Origin of the sequence: Sphingorhabdus sp., from assembly GCF_040079335.1 — a bacterium.
In the GTDB taxonomy this organism is placed as follows: Bacteria; Pseudomonadota; Alphaproteobacteria; order Sphingomonadales; family Sphingomonadaceae; genus Sphingorhabdus_B.
Genome location: NZ_JBEBKL010000002.1, coordinates 82420 through 99601, shown reverse-complemented (window position 1 = coordinate 99601; position 17182 = coordinate 82420). Strand labels below are relative to the sequence as shown.

7 protein-coding genes are annotated in these 17182 nt (G+C 54.1%); 2 read left to right on the top strand and 5 right to left on the bottom strand.

Translation table 11 applies throughout. The features are described from left to right. Window positions 1-190: 190 nt before the first annotated feature. Complete coding sequence (locus ABL922_RS01150; protein WP_349022370.1) at window positions 191-3700, top strand: DNA methyltransferase; 3510 nt, start codon at window positions 191-193, stop codon at window positions 3698-3700. 35 nt (window positions 3701-3735) lie between these two features. On the opposite strand, the gene ABL922_RS01145 is transcribed toward ABL922_RS01150, so the two are convergent. The 3 genes from ABL922_RS01145 to ABL922_RS01135 all read right to left on the bottom strand — a co-directional run bounded on the left by ABL922_RS01145 (window position 3736) and on the right by ABL922_RS01135 (window position 9787). Next, a complete protein-coding gene (locus tag ABL922_RS01145; protein ID WP_349022369.1) occupies window positions 3736-4356 on the bottom strand; it encodes a thermonuclease family protein in 621 nt (206 codons plus the stop codon). A gap of 31 nt (window positions 4357-4387) precedes the next feature. Then, the gene (locus ABL922_RS01140) at window positions 4388-5335 is read right to left on the bottom strand and encodes a hypothetical protein (RefSeq protein WP_349022368.1); all 948 of its coding nucleotides are present in this window, start codon (window positions 5333-5335) and stop codon (window positions 4388-4390) included. Between the two features lie 156 nt (window positions 5336-5491). After that, the gene (locus ABL922_RS01135) at window positions 5492-9787 is read right to left on the bottom strand and encodes an AAA domain-containing protein (protein ID WP_349022367.1); all 4296 of its coding nucleotides are present in this window, start codon (window positions 9785-9787) and stop codon (window positions 5492-5494) included. Between the two features lie 300 nt (window positions 9788-10087). Here ABL922_RS01135 and ABL922_RS01130 point away from each other — a divergent pair, with 300 nt between their 5' ends. Next, a complete protein-coding gene (locus ABL922_RS01130) occupies window positions 10088-13510 on the top strand; it encodes a TM0106 family RecB-like putative nuclease (protein ID WP_349022366.1) in 3423 nt (1140 codons plus the stop codon). 218 nt (window positions 13511-13728) lie between these two features. On the opposite strand, the gene ABL922_RS01125 is transcribed toward ABL922_RS01130, so the two are convergent. Both ABL922_RS01125 and ABL922_RS01120 read right to left on the bottom strand, forming a co-directional pair. Then, window positions 13729-15180, bottom strand: coding sequence for a DNA polymerase (locus ABL922_RS01125; protein ID WP_349022365.1), 1452 nt, complete (start codon window positions 15178-15180; stop codon window positions 13729-13731). A gap of 152 nt (window positions 15181-15332) precedes the next feature. Then, on the bottom strand, window positions 15333-16850 hold the full coding sequence (locus ABL922_RS01120; RefSeq protein ID WP_349022364.1) for an RNA-directed DNA polymerase: 1518 nt from the start codon (window positions 16848-16850) through the stop codon (window positions 15333-15335). Window positions 16851-17182: the final 332 nt, after the last annotated feature.

The window sequence follows — 17182 nt, the reverse complement described above, 5'->3', positions numbered from 1 at the left end:
GTGGTGCGGGCAGCGGCGCGAAGCGCAGCAACACGGTCCGCATGAGTGCGGGTTGCAGACCTGCCCGGGTCCGGTCAGGGGCGTGGATTAGTCATGAAAGGGGATGCTCATTTGGGCGGCTACGGCTTTGATTTGGAACGCCCATGAAGAAGGCTCTGCCCGCCATTGTCATTGCTTGGGAACCCGTGCTGTGCTTAACACCAGAACCATGCAGGGGCTTTCCGACATCGATACATTTATTGCCGCATGGCGCGATACGGGAGGTTCGGAACTCGCCAATACGCAGAGCTTCATCAACGGACTGTGCCAGATACTCGGAATTGACGCGCCTGCGGGCAGCCGGACCGACGATGTGCATAATGATTACGTGTTCGAGCGCCGCGTATTTCAGGATAATGGCGATGGAACGCAAAGCTTCGGCCGCATCGATTGCTACAAGCGGGGCGCGTTCATCCTCGAAGCTAAGCAAGGCAGCGAGGCCGATCGGGCGGCGGCAGAACGTAACGAAGACGATCTCGACATTTTCGGCCAGACCGCCAGTGCCCGCGTCAAGCGAGGAACTGCGCGGCGCGGCACGCCGGGCTGGGCCAAGGCGATGGTGCAGGCCAAAGGGCAGGCCGAACGCTATGCCAAGGCACTGCCCATAGACCATGGCTGGCCGCCCATTTTGCTTGTGGCAGATATTGGCTATTGCATCGAAGTCTATGCCGATTTCACCGGAACGGGGAAAGCTTATGCGCAATTCCCGGATCGGGCGCGCTACCGCATCATGCTGGAGGATCTGCACGATGAGGCAGTGCGTGATCGGCTGCGCGCGATCTGGACCAACCCCAAAAGCATCGACCCCGCCGCGCGCGCCGCCGCCGTCACACGTGATATTGCCAATCTGCTCGCGACGGTAGCCCGCAGGCTTGAAAAGCGCGGCTATAATGCCGAAACGACGAGCGGCTTTTTAATGCGGGTACTGTTCACGATGTTCGCCGAAGACAGTGGTCTTATCCCGCACAAGAGCTTCACCAATCTGCTTAAAAACCAGCGCGCGCACCCGGAACATCTGGAACATCAATTGGCCGCATTATGGGCGGCAATGGATGAGGGGCAATTCTCGCCTGCGCTGGGCGTGCCGCTCAAAAAGTTCAACGGCTATCTGTTCAAGGAACGCACCGCGATTCCGCTTGATGCCGAAGAACTCGAGGTGCTGATCCAGGCGGGCGAGCATGTGTGGACAGAGGTGGAGCCTGCGATTTTCGGCACACTGCTGGAACGCGCGCTCAACCCCAAAGAGCGGGCAAAGCTTGGCGCGCATTATACCCCGCGCGCCTACGTGGAACGCCTGATCAGCCCGACGATTATGGAACCGCTGCGAGCGGATTGGAACGGCGTGCGCGTCGCCGCGTCTGAGCTGATCGGCGAAGGCAAGGCCAATGAGGCCAAGGCGCATGTCGAAGCGTTTCACGCTAAGCTGGCGCAGACCAAGGTGCTTGATCCGGCGTGCGGTACCGGCAATTTCCTCTATGTCGCAATGGCGAGGATGAAAGAACTAGAAGGCGAAGTGCTTGATCTGCTGATCGAGCTGGGCGACGACCAATATGTTGCAGAGATTAGCGGCCACACCATCACGCCGGAAAACTTTCTGGGAATCGAGATCAACCCCCGTGCCGCCGCGATTGCGCAGCTGGTGCTGTGGATCGGATATCTACAATGGCATTTCCGCGTCAACGGCGCAGACAAAGCCCCGCCTGAGCCTATCCTGCGCGATGTGCGCACAATCGAAAATCGGGACGCCCTGATCGATTGGGACAAGCGCGAACTCGTCTGCAATGATACAGGCAAGCCGATGACGCGCTGGGATGGCGAGACGATGAAGGATCATCCTGTGACGGGCAAGAAGGTGCCCGATGAAGAGGCACAGGTTGAGGTTTATCGCTACATCAAACCGCGCGCGTCCAAATGGCCCAAGGCAGATTTCATCGTTGGTAACCCGCCGTTCATTGGCGGCAAGGATGTTCGCGAACGATTGGGCGATGGCTATTTTGAGGCTTTGTTTAAAACCACCGATGTCCCCGAAAGCGCGGACTTCGTGATGCACTGGTGGGACAAGGCGGCGTTGGCTGTGAGCAAATCTGCCACGCGGCGTTTTGGCTTTGTGACGACCAACAGCATCACGCAGGTGTTCAGTCGGCGCGTGATTGCCAAGTATCTGGAAGCCAAGGACCGCGTGAGCCTGCTCTTTGCCACTCCCAACCATCCTTGGGTCGATGAGAAGGACGGGGCAGCCGTGCGTATTGCGATGACGGTTGCGGCCAAGGGCAAGGCCGAAGGGCGGTTGCTCTCGGTCTCAGATGAAAGCGCAGCGCCGGAGCGGGTGGAGTTTTCGGAAAGTATCGGCGCGATCAGCAGCGATCTGCGCACCGGAGTCGATGTATCGAGCACCGGTCCGCTGAAAGCGAATGAGAAGCTGGCTTCGCGCGGCGTTCAGTTGATGGGCGACGGTTACATCGTCACGCCAGAACAGGCCGCACAGCTTGGCGCGAGTGAATCCCAGAGCAGGATTCGAAGCGGAAGCAGTGTGGAGCCCGACGTGATCTTCGACTATCGCAACGGTCGCGATCTCGCGTCCCGTCCACGCGGAGTGAAGGTGATAGACCTTTACGGTCTGAGCGAAGCGCAAGTGCGCGATGGCTATCCGGCAGTGTATCAGCACTTGATCAATGCCGTGCGACCGCAGCGCGATGGACAGGCATCGAAGAGCAAGACCGCCGACGCTAAGAAATATGCCGAAGAATGGTGGTTGTTTGGCAAGACCCGCCCGGAAATCCGCAAGGCCTTGGCGGGCGTGAAGCGCTACATCGCCACCATCGAAACCGCCAAGCACCGCGTGTTCCAGTTCCTGCCCATGTCGATCCTGCCGGATAATATGCTGGTCTGTATTGCGCTGGACGACGCTTATCATCTTGGCGTCCTGTCGAGCCGTTTCCATGTCCTTTGGGCAATGGAGGCGGGCGGAACGCTTGAGGATCGGCCTCGTTACAGCAAAACCCAATGCTTCGACCCCTTCCCCTTCCCCACCGATGTCCCCGAGCCTTTGAAGGACAGGCTCCGTGTCGAGGCTGAGGCGCTCGACGCGTTGCGCAAGCGCGTGCTAGCCGAGCATGATGATCTGACGCTCACCAAGCTCTACAATGTGCTGGGCGCGCTAAAAGAAAACCGCGCGCTGACCGATGGGGAGCGGGACATTCATGACAAGGGTCTCGTGACGATGATCCGCCAACATCATGATGCTATCGATGCGCTGGTAGCGCAGGCTTATGGCTGGGATGCGAACTTGGCGGACGAAGAAATATTGACCCGCATCGTCGCGCTGAACAAGGCGCGCGCCGCCGAAGAGTCCAAGGGCGTAATCCGCTGGCTCCGCCCCGACTATCAAGCGCCCGACTATTCTGCGCCCGTCAACGCCACGCTCGATCTGGGTGAGGCTGCCGCGCCGCAACCGGACAATATCATCCCTTGGCCCGAAAAGCTGCCAGACCAAGTCAGCGCAATCGCCGCCGTCCTCGCAGCAGCACCAACCCCGCTTGCCGCGCAAGACATCGCCCGCAATTTTAAGGGCAAACGCGCCGCTTCGGTCAAGCCTGTGCTGGATGCACTCGCGGCAATCGGCCAAGCAAGACGGTTAAAGGACGGTCGGTACGCTGCATAACCAGAAGCCGAAAAACTTAAGTCGTCATTTATCGCTTACAACAATGTGCCCTGCCCACTTTCTTCGGGTTTCTTGCGCCGCTGACGCCGCTTGAAATCCCATGGCGGCTCGGGGTTATCCATAGCCCATAGCCCGCGCCGATTTCGCTGCGCGTCCTGCTGCGCCCTGAAATATTCGTCTTCGCGCTCGAATGTCCATCGCTCGACCACCCAAGCCCAGCCATTTACGATCATCTCAAGCTCAATGTTTCGGGTAGCTGGGCGAGCGTTCTTAACGGTGCCTGTGCTGCACAGACCGTTTAGATAATAGTTGATCCTGCCTACCTCCAATTGCTCGGTCAGGTATCCCATGCACAACATCCGTTTGTACGGATCAATCGGAACACCGCCGGTTGATTCCTTACCTATTGGATCAAGACGAAGTGTTTTCCCGGCGATCAAACTTTGAAGAAATGCCTGCGATTCAGGGCCGAAAGGCTGTTCAATCTCAGGTGCATCGATGAATGCGAAGCGAAAGGGGATGCGTGGAACCCAGGCTTCGCGCAAAGGATGCCAGACGTTCGCCAAAAAGCCGTCACCATCAAACACCTTAACGACGTTGGCCTTCAAAAACTCAGCTGGTGAGGCTGGGCCGGGATCATCGGGAACAATGATCATGACAGACCGTTCGTCTCGTTCGTCTCGTTCGTCATTTTCTGAGCAACCAGCCAAAGCGCTCAGGATCTTGTTCGATCAAAAACTCAATTATCCGCTGCCTCTGCGATCTTGGTGTTCGGGACAGCAATGCGCGCAAGTCTTGATCGATGGCGTGTCTGTCCGCGCCAAGTTTCTCGGCCCTCACATACCATTCGCGCCCCGCTATCAAGTCACCGAGCTCGATATGAACAGCGCCGAGCAACGTGCATGGACGAAAGTCCTTCGGCGTCAATGCATGCGCTTCTAGTCCCATCGCCTTTGCTTCATCAAGGTTATGCAGGTCGCGGAACGCTCCTCCACGTGTAGTTAGAAGCGCAGAACGCACTTTGGCTTCAGTTCCCGCTTTTGCGAGTGCCTCGTCCGTCAATCCCAACGCCGAGCTCGGTTTCGCTGCCTTTCGCCAGTGACTGCTTGCGTTGATGGCGTTCCAGGGGTCGTGTGATCTTTCCCATTCGCGCGTTAGCGCTTCTGCCTCAATCGTATGCCATGCTCGTTGAAGTTCTTCGGTCCAGCAATCCTCAGCTTCGGTCTGAAGCCAGACAACATCATCCGCAGTCAGCCGATCGCCGCTGGAAACGCGCCGAAGCAGCGACATCACGCGCGGATACTGTTCCGAATCTACAAATCCGATCCCGAAACGTTGTCTCAGTTCTTTAGCTTCACGTTGCCTTCTGAGTTTGGGATCGCGCGCCTGTGCGGCAAAAAACTCCTTGAGTTCGGCAGCGCGCTGCATGGCCTGTGCAGCAAGCGCTTCCGCGCTTTCAGCGGCGCGCTTATCAGCAAGTGCAATACGATCCGCGCGCTCTAGTTTTGCCTTTTGCTGAAAGGCCTCCCAACAAATCTCTCCGGCAACCAACAGGCAAAGGGCGTCGAGTTTATTTGTCGCCAAAAATCCTAGCGACAATCCGCTAAGCGGAACACCGTCGTCGATCTTCTTCAATATTCCATTGAGCCGAGCACCCGACTGCGACGCACCCGGGAGGTCGTCGAGAAAATACCGGCTAGCTAAACTACCTATCATATTGCCTATTCACAGGATCTTTGGTTCGTTTACGCTAACGATAACATCTTAATCGCCAGATTTTAAAGAATGTCGCTAACGCCATCGTCTGCGATAGCGCCGATTGTTACTGAAACTTCCCCGCGGTTTTGCTGCCTTCTGGAGTTGAGCGGCCCGTTTACAAGCCATGCAAACTCTTCCAATTGCACCTGTGCCACCATTCAAAGCAGGATCAAAAAAGTCAGATTGCGGCCTGATGCAATTGCATTTTGTGCAGGGCTTCAGTTCTTTCGACGCAAGGCCGCCCGCTATCGCTTGCACTTCCTCAACTGCCTTAACATCTTTTTCGCCTTCAATCTGATCGACAAGTCTGCTCAAGCGATCCGACAATGTCGTGATCGGGTCATTGCCTAGGTTGAAGCGATTGATGCGCACAAACCGATATCCATAGCTTTCAAGCGTGAGTTGTCTCTCGATATCGGACTCCAGCATATACCGCTCATGTGTTCCGACATTAATCGACTTTCCTGGCTGGAAGTGATATTCGAACCCGTCATATTCGATAACAATACTAGCCGAGCCTTTGTCCGTGGAATATGTGACGAGAAAGTCCACTCGCCACGCAGGATGATTGTAAGTCGGATCGAGTTGCCGGAGATAATCCCCGATTGGAAATTGAGGCAAAATTTCAATGTTGTCCCGGTTTTCCTGGAAAAATGGTGTTTTTTGCAGCCAGTCGAGAACTTTAGCTTCCATCGGGCTATTCTGGTCAGTGAGGTCGACAGATATGTCACCCCTTTGAAGAAGATTATTATAATGGTTAAGAACGCGTCCGATTGACCCTTTAAAGGTGGCTATTGGTTTCGACAAAACGAACCAGATCATTTCCTCAGCGCGGCTAAATCCAACGTTGAGCCTTTGAACTTTAAGCTTTTCTTCGACCCGCTCTTCGGCGTCTGTAAGATCGACGGGGAACACATAATTCAAAGCATCTTCTTGAGAAGTCGCAACCATCGAATAGAAGATAATTTGCCTTTCTTCGCCTTGGCAGCTGTCGAACGTCATAACTTTAAGGCGAAGCCGATCCTGAAAATCAGCGCCCGAAGCATGAGAGAAAAGCATCTTCGAAAGTAGTGTCTGTTGCTCACGAAATGGCGTGATAACGCCAACGGTGGGAGGATCGTCTTCCTCGAGCAATTCTAAAAGCTGCAAAAGGATGAACCGGGCTTCCGCTTCATTGGTACCGCGCGTTGTCTTTGCGTCGCCGACGTCAATCTGATCAAAACGGATAACCTCATCGACCGGTACACCACGAATTTTTATCGCCTGAAGCTGACTGCCGTAAAATGTCTGCGACGAGTAACTGATGAGTTCCTGATATGAACGAAAATGCTTCCTAAGCATTATCGAATAATTGGCGCAAAGCTGACAGAATTCCAGAATTGAGCATTTCACATCGAACCGGGACAGGCGTTGAAGCGTACCTGCATCACTCGCTACTTTTTGTTTGAAATAGGCATTGAGTTCTGCCTTGTACTTCTCGTTGAGTGCAATGCTAGCGTTGGAAGATTTTGTGTTGCTGAACTGCTTGCTGTCTCCCAGCACAACCAGTTTTTTTGCGCGAAGCATCGCCGGAAAGGCTTGGGCAACAGAAACCTGTGACGCCTCATCAATCACGACAACATCGAACACGCCTGGCGCGAGCGGCATATATTCACCAAATTGCCGAATGTTTGCGATGATAACCGGAAAGGCATTCTTGACGTTGTCAAATTTTTCTTCCGGAAATTTTTGACGATTTGCGATGATCGAAGACAGAACCCGGGCATCTGCGCGTGATGTGTCCATGAAATCGACAAGGCGCTTGTCTACTTCAGTGTTCATGACCGAGACGTTAAGTCTTTCGAGGACCGATTTGCTTCCCGCATAGTCGAATTCCGGTGCTTTGATAAAAGCTGAACGCGTGGTAATCCAACAGCGCAGATATTTGAGCCCGACTACCCATCGTCCAGCGATTTGCTCCGGGTCGCCAATGAACAGTTTGTCTGGCATTGTTCCACCCATGCGGGACAGAAGGGCTGCTAATAGTTTTGCAACATTCGTCGCGATCCGAGGCGCTAAACGGTTCTGCGCTATTCTCGAGTACACCTCGGGAAGGTCTCTTTCATCAAGTGAAAACTCCGCCAAGCCCATTTTCAGTTTGGTCGTGCCGCTTTGCATTTCGCGAAGCGTGTCGACCTCGCGCTTTAACAAAATTGGACGTGTCGCGTTCAACTCTGTGTTTAAGTCGCGCTCGATCCCACGGATCGCTGAGCCTCGAAAAAGATATCCAAACACCGGCATTTTCATTTGGTCAAATTCGAGAAGCCAACGGCTTATATTAGCCAATTGTTGAATTGAGCAACTTTCAAAAAGTGCCAAGGCTGTTGAATCAACCTGTTCATAAAGATCCAAGGCTGCAACGTCCAACCGAGCTTCCTTTTCCATCGTCGCCAAATCGGTGGCACCACGGTTAATCAGCTCATGCAAATATGGTTGCAAAGAAACAGTGTTGTTCACACATTCAGAGAGATTGGAGATCAGGGTCTCGTGACCTACTGCCTGCAGGATCGGCACGAGTTCTGGGCTGAAGTGCTCGACCTCCTGTTCGAGTGTATGAAGGTCGGCTAGGTCTTTGAGTGAAATACTGCCCAGCGTCTCGCTTGTGCGAGCTATTCTGTCCTTCATCATCTCACGCGTGTCTGAGAGCTCACCGACTATTCGTGGCTGATTTGCCTTGCTAGCCCGAACATAGGCAGAAATCTGCGTAAGAGTTTGCTGCGAAGTAAGTTTTTTGAAATTTGCTTTATCCTGCCCAAGCCGCAGTATTGGGTTGACGAAATCCTTGCTGTGTCGAACTTGGCTCATTGTTTTGGACAATTTGTCTTCGACGACATTCAACGCCTCCGTCTTATCAGACAAAATAAGGCAAGATTTTCCCTTTAGCGCGCAGTCGGCTGCGATCGCGGTAATCGTGTGCGATTTCCCAGTTCCTGGTGGGCCTTCAACCACGATTATACGACCTTGAGGGTTCTGGATCGCAGAAAGGATTTTAATTTGCTCTTCGTTGAGAGGCACTGGCGAGTCGATTACCACGCGATCAACAATTGACCTGTTATCCCATTCGGCATCTACGTCAGCTGATATGCTAGTTGGATTTTCTACCAGTACATTGCCGACGATGCCTTCGAACAGCTCCATTACTCCCGCCTGATTGAGGCGTGCTTGCGTTATCATTTCCTCGTAATCATTGAGGAGCGCTTCGTCTGACCGATCAGAGACGGCGAAATGAAGCGCTGTCGATAGATGCACATTTGTATTCGAGGCTTCTGCAATAGAGCCGGCCTTGAGCTCAATTTCTCCTCCAAGATCGAGAGCATTGGCAACCTTCGTAAAGAGCGGCTGCACAATTTCGAAGAGATTTTGGTCGGGCGACACATAGACAATGCGATCGCTTATCGGGTTGAGCCACTGTCTTTTTGCGCGCTCACCCAACTCCTGCAGCACATAGTCAATCGCCCGCTTGTTTGCGTACAAATGGTTAAGGAGGCTAAAGAGGTAGCCGCCTTCCGACAGGCGCTCAACTTCAATAGGTACGTAAAACAGTGGGTAAGAGTGCCCTCCAAATTTCATTTGGCCAATGTAGAGATAAAGCTGAAGACCTTCGCCTGTCATCGCGTATGTTTCTAGATCGCGGAACTCAAGAAAGGCGTCAGCCGCCATAAAATTTTCGAAATAGCTGATCAAATCGCCATGGATCAGTTCGATGGATAGGAGTGCTTCCAAAGCCTCTGCCAACTCGGCTTTTTCCCCTGTGGCTAGAAATCTACTTAAAATTTCCGGCAAAACCTCATCGAGCTTACTGATGACAATGGGTATAATGTCAGACTCAGCCGAATATATTGAATCATGAGCGGAGTACGCTTGTTGCGATAATGGACCGTCAAGCAATGCGAGTAATGGAGCGACAATCTGGCTACCGACCTCTTCAGCTAACTTGGTCCTGATATGATCGACCCAATTCTCTGGGTTATCTATTGCCATACCAACGCTTTTACCAACCTCTGTGAGCAGGACAGAACGGACATTGCGCAATTCGGGTTCTGAGATTGCCTTGATCTGTTCCTTGACAATCGCGCGAAGAGTGTTGCTGATAGGGCGTGAATAGACCTTCGGCTGGAATTTCAGACCTGGGGCGCGGTCAAATTGTTTTCCCAGAATTTGCCAAAGATTGTGCTGAAGCAGGGGGTAAGCAGCAACACGCATAGCAGATCGAAAACCGCTGTCATTTTGCAAAACTATCCGTCGGCGTGGCGCTTGCTGACGCTTGAAATCAGATTCTAAGAAATCCAAGAAATATTGGGAAACCTTAATTGAAATCTCTTTTATGGTCTCGCTCGCTATTCCCACCTTTTCACCCCCGCACTTAACCAAGCGTCCCTTTAGCGCAGACCTGTCGACCAGCCTAACATTGAACAATCAACAGAAACGCTTCGGATCTGCAACATGTAAGTCTGTGCTAGCATAATTGTTGTCGAAATAACTGCTGCAGCATAACATAATCGGAACGCATTCAGCGAGAAGTCCGGGCGGGACAAGGAATTCGCTAGTGCAATTTCGTGATCCTTTGCATTGTGTTAAGCAAGGCTATTCTTGCCGATTTCGGAGGAGCTCGTTTTGCAAATTCTAGATGATCAACTGCGCCTAAGTGCAACCGATCTGGCAGGGTACCTAAATTGCCGTCATTTGACGCAGCTTGAACAGGCAGTCGCTCGCGGAGAGCTTTCGCGTCCGAAATTTTTTGATCCGATGCTGGAGGCTCTCTGGGAACGCGGCAAGCAGCACGAGCAAGACTATGTTGCGCATCTTCAAAGCCTGGGCTTGGCTATAACCCTGATCGAAGGCATTGAGGTGACAGATGCGGCCGTGGCCGATACTGTCGCCGCCATGCATTCCGGCGTCGATGTGATCGTCCAGGGGGCACTTAAAGGCGGCACTTGGGCTGGTCGGGCTGACATTCTAAGACGTGTCGAGACAACCAGCGATCTTGGTGCTTGGTCCTATGAAGCTGTCGACACGAAACTCGCCCGCGAAACCAAAGGTGGCACGGTCCTTCAGCTGTGCCTCTATTCGGAACTAATTGCTGAAATGCAGGGCGCCATGCCAGTTTTTGCCAGCGTCATACCACCTAAGACGAATTTCGAACCTGAGCGATTCCGATTGGCAGACTTCTCCGCTTACTATCGGCAGGTAAAGGCGGAATTGGCCGCGACTGTCGTTAGCGAGCTGCCGGTCCAGACCTATCCTGAGCCGACTTCGAACTGCGATGTTTGCAGCTGGAGCGCGAAATGCTCAAAGCAGCGACGCGATGATGATCATTTGTGTCTAGTTGCTGGCATTTCGAGTATGCAGATCGCCGAGCTAAAGGACCACGGCGTAATGACTGCAACTGCATTGGCGGAGCTGCCTTTGCCGCTGCCTTGGAAACCGGAGCGGGGTTCGAAGGAAGCGCTGGCTCGTGTCCGCGAGCAGGCTCGAATCCAGATCGAGACCCGCGCGGCAGGTGAACTCCGCTATGAGATGCTGATCCCGGTCGCCGGTTTCGGGCTCAATTGCCTGCCGGAACCCTCGGATGGCGATATCTTCCTCGACTTCGAGGGAGATTCCTTCGTTGGCGAGCACGGCCTCGAATACCTTCTCGGCTTCCACTTCCTCGAGAATGGCGAAACCCAATATCGCGGCCTCTGGGCATTCGATCGCGCGGCCGAAAAGAGTGCGTTCGAGACCTTCATCGACTTCGTACTTGAAAGGCTCGAGGTTCAACCCGACCTCCATGTCTATCACTACGGCGGTTACGAGACCGGTGCCCTCAAACGCCTGATGGGGCGCTACGGCACGCGCGAAGACGAACTCGATCGGCTGCTTCGGGGTCAGGTCTTTGTCGACCTGCTAAGCGTTGTCCGTCATTCGCTGCGGGCCGGCGTTGAAAGCTACTCGATCAAGAAGCTCGAACCGCTCTTCGGGTATGTGCGCGATGCGAGCCTGCCCGATGCCAATCTGGCGCTCAATCGCCTCCAAGTAAGCCTTGAGCTCAGTGATCCCGACGGGATTCTTCCGCAGGATCGCGATACAGTTGAAGCCTATAACCGGGACGATTGTGTCTCGACCCGCAAACTGCGCGATTGGCTCGAAGGCGAGAGGGCCAAGCTCATCGCGCAGGGCACCGCGATCACAAGGCCGGAGCCAGCAGATAGCGCACCAAGCGAGAATTTGGCCGAATGGCTCGAAGTCATTGGACCACTTGTCGAACAGTTGGTTGCCGATGTCCCGGTTGAACCTGCTGAAAGAAGCAGTGAACAGCATGCGCGCTGGCTCCTCGCCAATCTTCTCGAATGGCACCGCCGCGAAGAAAAGGCGACCTGGTGGGAGCTCTTCCGTCTCCGTGATCTTTCGGCAGACGAGCTGCTCGATGAGCGCGCGGGTCTGGCGGGACTGACCTTTATCGAGACTGTGGGCGGGACAGCGAAATGTCCGATCGATCGATACAGTTTCCCTGCCCAGGAAGCCGATATCCGGCCTGAGAAGAGCGTAAAAGCACCCGGCGGGCAGAGCCTCGGTACTGTCGAGGACATCTCGAGAGAGAACTGGACCATCGACATCAAGAAGACGTCGGCCATGGCGGGCGAACATCCCGAAGCTTTGTTCGTCCACGAGTTCGTATCCTCCAAGCCGATGCAGGAGTCGCTCGTTCGCCTAGCGACTTACGTTTGTGAAAACGGCATGATCGGCAGCGGCTCCTATGGCGCGGCGCGCGACATGCTGATGCGCGTTGCCCCGCGGGTCGGCGAAGATGCCGCATTGCGCCTGGACGGCGAGAAGCCATTGGACGCTGGTGTGCGGATAGCTCCGCTCATCGCCTCCGGCGTGCTGCCAATTCAGGGGCCTCCTGGCACGGGCAAGACCCACACCGGCGGTCACATGATCTGCGAGCTGGTCAAGCAGGACAAGAAGGTAGGCATCGTTGCCAATGGTCACGAAGTGATCCGCAATCTGCTTAACAAGACCATCGAGGTCGCAGAGGAAACCCACACGCCGCTCATCTGCATTCAGAAGCCGAAAGGCGGTTCGAAAGAGGATGCGACCGACCGGTTGCGTTTCGCCAAGAAGAACAACGCCGAGGTTTACGCCGCACTGCAGGCGGATTGCGGCGTCGCCGGTGGAACAGCCTGGCTATGGTCGGATGCGGCTGCCTTCGAGTGCCTCGACGTCCTTTTCGTTGACGAAGCGGCACAGATGTCGCTCGCCAACGTTCTCGCCGTCTCGCAAGCAGCCAAGACCATGATCCTGCTGGGCGATCCCCAGCAACTTGATCAACCGATGCAGGGCAGTCATCCGGATGGCACAGGATGCTCAGCGCTTGATCACCTGCTTTCCGGCAAACAGACGATTGGACCTGACGAAGGCCTATTCCTCGATGTGACCTGGCGCTTGCACCCGGATATCTGCGCCTTCACATCGGAGCTCTTCTACGAAGGCAAACTGACTTCGAAGGAGGAGACAGCCGGTCAGCTGATAAAGGCAAGTGGTATCGCAAATGGGACGGGGCTTCGCTTTGTGCCTGTCGAGCACAAGGGCAATCAGAACTGTTCGCCCGAGGAAGCCGATGTCATCGCGAAACTGGTCAGCGAGATCTTGGTCCAGGGCGCAACGTGGATTGATCGGAATGGCAATGAGAGACTGATCGATATCGCGGATATTCTGATCATCGCGCCCTACAACGCGCAGGTTTTCGAGATACAGCGCCGCTTGCCCCAGGGGCGGGTTGGAACGGTCGACAAGTTTCAAGGCCAGGAAGCACCGATATCGATCTACTCGCTCGCCAGTTCCTCGCATGCCGACGCGCCAAGGGGCATGGAGTTTCTCTACAGCCTAAACCGCTTAAACGTTGCAACTTCACGTGCCAAATGCGTGAGCATCCTTGTAGGGTCGCCGCAAATATTCGTCGCAGAATGCCGTACGCCGCGTCAAATGCAGCTTGCAAACGCCTTCTGTCGGTACCTTGAGCTTTGCCGTTAAACAACCACCCAGCATATACTTAGAGTAAGCAACATTCGTTGCTCGCGACGTGTTAAAACCATCTGCTTGGCGGATGAACCAATGGCAGTTTAGAATGGCCGATGCTCAAAAGCGCACTGTCGCCACTGTCCAACTGAGAAGTCAACCTGAATCCCTTAACTTTGCGGTCATCCAGTGTTCAAAGCATGACTGAAGAAACATGCCGTTCGTTCATCCGCTCAGTCGGTGAAATTACCCGCCTTAATCTTGGCGTTCACTCCAGGAATCCGATGTGTAAATCGCTCGACCATTATCTCACTCGCGCATTGCGCCCGTCGTTCGAAATCGCCGTCGTCAGGAAATTGGAGTAACACTGCATCATGTACGGGCAGCACTACCGGCTCTACGCCGAATTCTGCGATAATCCCGTTTAAGGCTTCTTTGAATATGAGCGACGCTGTGGACTGGACAGGTTGGTTCAGCGCCCAACGCTGTTCCTTCAAAGACAACGGCCCACCACCATTCGTACGAAGGCGCCGATTGCCGAACAGGCTCGCAACGTAGCCGTCTGCTATTAGCGCATCGTTTTGCCTGGCCCGAAAGCTCGCGAGCTCAGGGAAGGCTTCGAAGAACCCAGTGATCTTAGCAGCATATGTGGTTCTCTCGCCTGGGGGCGCATCTCCTGCCAACATTGTAGCAATTCGATCAGGTGTCATGCCGTATGAGAAGGCGAGAAAGACCCGCTTGGCGACCGGACGCTGCGCGGCGTTGTCGAAGAGCAGCTCCGCAAGAGCACTGTAGAGATCGCCCTCATTATAGGCGCGAATGAGCCCCGGATCTCCCGATAATCCGGCGAGTACTCCCGGCTCAAATTGGGCATAGTCAAGATAGATTAGCCGATGATGCGGCTCCCCGGTGATCAACCCACGGTATGCGCGCCGAAGCTGTTGGAGATAAGGGTCTGAGACCAAGATGCGACCGCTGATCGTGCCCAAGACATGGAAGATCGGAAAAAGACGATTGGTCCCACCGAGTGCGCGGCGGACTATGCTACCGTCACGTCCTGCCTTCATCATCGACACGAATGCCTCGGCAAAGGGAGATGCTAGCGCAGCCATCTCGAAGGCGCTTTGTAACTGGCCACCGGGATCAAGATCCATCAGATAGGCTACGTCGGTATCGGACAAATATTGCTGCACATTCCAATAGTTCAGGCCAGTGGGGTTCCTGTTTAGATGCTCCGCAACCCGTCGATAGGCGGCATATTTCTCGGCCGAGATTTGCTCGAGAAGGGCTTCCGCAATGGACGCGTCGACCCGGACACCGAGAAACTGTCGATAGGCGAAAGCGCTCTGCAATGGCCATTCAACAGTCGTAAGTCGATCATATTCCCCTTTCTGCCTCAGACGGGACTCCAAGCCACGCCAGACATCAGCTAAGGCTTCACCCGCCGCTTCCAATAAGCGTGTTAGCTCGCCTAGGTCTGGTCGGATCTCACGCGACAGTGCAAGTCGCTCAAACAGGTCCGCGTCGGTCTTGTTGGCAAATTGGCGCTTCAAGACAGGCCAAACGTTCCAAAGCTTTTCGCCGCCTTCATCCTTTGGCCGCCCCGCGAGAATTCGTAAGGCGTCGCCGAAATCTAAGATCTGCGTCGGCGGTCGATGGTTTAGGCGGCGTAGATCGTCGATCAACCGTGGCAAATCGTAAGTAAGCAATCGCGTAGGAAATCTGCTCAGTTCACGAGCATTGACATGCAAGCACTCACCTGAAGGCTTTCGAATGAGAAAGTGAGAAGTTTGAACCGCGAACGGGTCTGGAACGTAGGCTAGGAATGATATCTCAGTCATGAGGCGCGCTCAGTGTCGAGGATGCCGGTAATCGACACCGGGAGTGGTGGCGCGACATAGACGCCTTGGCGATTAAAGCTCCTGTAGACGTTCTTCAGATCATTGCGAAGTTTAGGTTGTACATGTTTGCGGATATAGGGCGCATAGTGGAGTTCTTGGATAGCAAGGAGCGCCGCGCGTTGTCCCATAAATGACTCAAGATCGCCAAATCTTTGTGCGATTTCCTCTCGGTCCTTTTTGCTACCAAATGCGCCAGCATAAAGCGTCGCGCCGCAGCGAGTCGCACAGTCGGGCTGATCCTGCACTACGGACATGGCGTAGGTAACTAGTTCAGACTGATTGAAATCCTTTTGGACAAGCAGCGCCCAGAGCCGGTAATTTTGCCAAGTGTAATAATTGCGTCCGTCGTCTTGGAGTAGCTGCGCAACACGATCGAGATCGTGGTTGGTCGTCGGAACAGCACGTAGATAGCGCGCCAGTTCGTCGGTCGCGGCCGGATGCGTAGAGAGAGCATCAATTACGAGTGGCGTAATCGGCGCGAAATATGCATCGGGCACTTCGAACTCTGGGCAGCTCGCAAGCGCTTCGAGGCGGCGAATGCAATACCGGAACGCGCGACTGCCGACCTCGCCGCCACGCAACAAACGCTGCGAGAGGTCCCTCAACAGCGGAAAAGAACGGCTAATCGAGCGAAGCGACCGAGTTTGCCAGATCGAATCTATCTGTTGTAGTTCAGCCTCACCCACATCAAGGCATTTCGAGACCTCTGCAGTCTGCGTCAAAGGCACAATCTCGGTCTTGCCTGAATTGACTGCAAGTCCACGTTTGCGCAGTTCGAGGCTAAGGGCTTTGAGCGCCTGGCGCGCCTGATGCTCACTGTCACAGGCGATTTTGATGTCATCCATGTAGCGGAAGTACCGGTAGCCTTTGTCGATCATCGCTCTGTCGACCGGTAACATATAAATGTTCGCCAGAAACGACGAAGCATCGCGATTCTGCGGTAGGCCCGCATGTTCAGAGTAACACCAGCTCTTTAGACATTCGAAAAGTGACGCGATGTAGGTGCGGATGACCGCTTTCTCGCCGGAATCGGTGTGAAGCTCGGGTAACAGATCAATGAGCGTTTCGTGTAACTTTTTTAGATCGATATTCTCAAAGTAGTTTGTGAGATCGGTTGAAAGAAGGAACCCAGCGCTAGTCAACCCATCGCGTACCACACCGGTAAAGTCTTGCCAGGCGGGAATTGCGCGCCGAAATAGATAACGGTCCTCCGATTTCTCAGCGGCGCGATGACTAAATACGCACCATGGAATAAGCGGGTCGTACAGTGGAACAAGACGCGCTGCGAGTGCATGATATAGGGCGCGCTCAGCGAGACTAATCTCCAAACCGTAGCGCAACGTGAAATTGTTCTTGGGTATGTTAAAGAGGGCGCGCTTCTCCGGCTTGAACGCGCCTTCGTTGCGGGCGAAGTTATCTCTTAGGATCGCTTCGATGTGCTCGTTATCGAGCATATCCTCGAACCGTCGGGGATCAGGAAACCAGTCATCCAATAGGTCTCGGCGCAATTGGCGCTTAATGATACCCTCATCGAATTCGATCGATCCAAGTATGACCGTCACTTATTTGACCATCGCTAGCGCCATTACTTTAGAGGTATAGCGACTTAGGTCTTGTTTTCAAGAACTCTGCCAACTTGAGCTTGCAGGAAGCGATCGATCCAGATTCCGCAGCTTTTGAGGGGTAGATATGTGGTGCGAATGGCGAAAATAGGGCAGCTTTGCTTCAGTAACCTACATCACCTCGGAATGTCAGCTAACACTTGGAGCATTCTTGAAAGCTGCCA

Coding starts and splice junctions, on each gene's coding strand:
- ABL922_RS01145 (WP_349022369.1), bottom strand. CDS start 4,356: ATGATCATTGTTCCCGATGATCCCGGCCCAGCCTCACCAGCTGAGTTT.
- ABL922_RS01120 (WP_349022364.1), bottom strand. CDS start 16,850: ATGCTCGATAACGAGCACATCGAAGCGATCCTAAGAGATAACTTCGCC.